This is a genomic window from Bartonella tribocorum (genome assembly GCF_002777915.1).
GTDB classification, from domain to species: domain Bacteria; phylum Pseudomonadota; class Alphaproteobacteria; order Rhizobiales; family Rhizobiaceae; genus Bartonella; species Bartonella tribocorum_A.
Genome location: NZ_NJGE01000078.1, coordinates 1 through 953, shown reverse-complemented (window position 1 = coordinate 953; position 953 = coordinate 1). Strand labels below are relative to the sequence as shown.

Annotated in this window: 1 pseudogene; it reads right to left on the bottom strand. The window is 40.1% G+C overall.

Going from position 1 to position 953, the window contains the following annotated elements:
- Nucleotides 1-953 (bottom strand): annotated as a pseudogene (locus tag CER18_RS10175) (hypothetical protein); the annotation flags it as partial.

The window sequence follows — 953 nt, the reverse complement described above, 5'->3', positions numbered from 1 at the left end:
GGCTGTGTAAATGCACCTCCACTAAATGCTGCACCTCCACCCAAGTATTTCGCAATATCACCACCAATTGCATTAATCTGGCCACCTGTGATCACATCATGGGAGTTTTCTGCAATCTTACCATCAGCAACATTGTGAAGACCTACAGCTGTAGAATCCTTACCTTTACCGAAAGTCACATTCTGATAATCAATTTCATCTTTTTCTTTTTTATCATAATGAATAACCGCTGAGTCATCTGACTGAAGACTATCAGACAATTCTTTCAAACTTTTATCAAACTGACCTTTGTTAACCGCTTCATTGCTCTTCGTTGCTTCTTTAACACCAGAAAGGGTCCGATCAGATCCTTTGCTGTTGGCAACGTTGATTTCACTGCCCTCTACTTTTGAACCAATCGTTATACGATGGCTTTCTGCATCTTTCTGAACAAGGCTATCACCCTTAACATTCGCTATTTCATTGTTAATCTGTTTCGTGATCTCATTCTTAACATTCGTGATAGAACTACCAACTCCTGTCAAGGCATCCCCTACATTCCGATAAGTCTCTGCTTTTTCCTCTCCATCTCCGTTAACAGTTTTAACTGTAAAACTTGGATCAGTCCATACGCCATTCTTATAACCAGCTCCGCCACCTAAGTACGTCGCAACCTTATCATTGGTTTCGTAAAGCTGGGAACCATTAATCGCTTCTGTTGAAGTAGCAGAAATTTCTCCGCCAGCAAGATACTTAATCTTGCTTGCCGTTTTTTCTTTTTCCCCATGTTGTGCACTAAAGGCATTGTCATCCTTACTCCACGATAAAGAATCCTGTGCAACACCCTCTGAGACTTCCTTAATACGATCATTAACATTCTTGATATTTTCATCAAGTCCAGTAAATGCAGAGCCAACATCTTTAAACTCAGCCGAATTTACCTTACCATCAGCATCAACATTGGATAATTTATA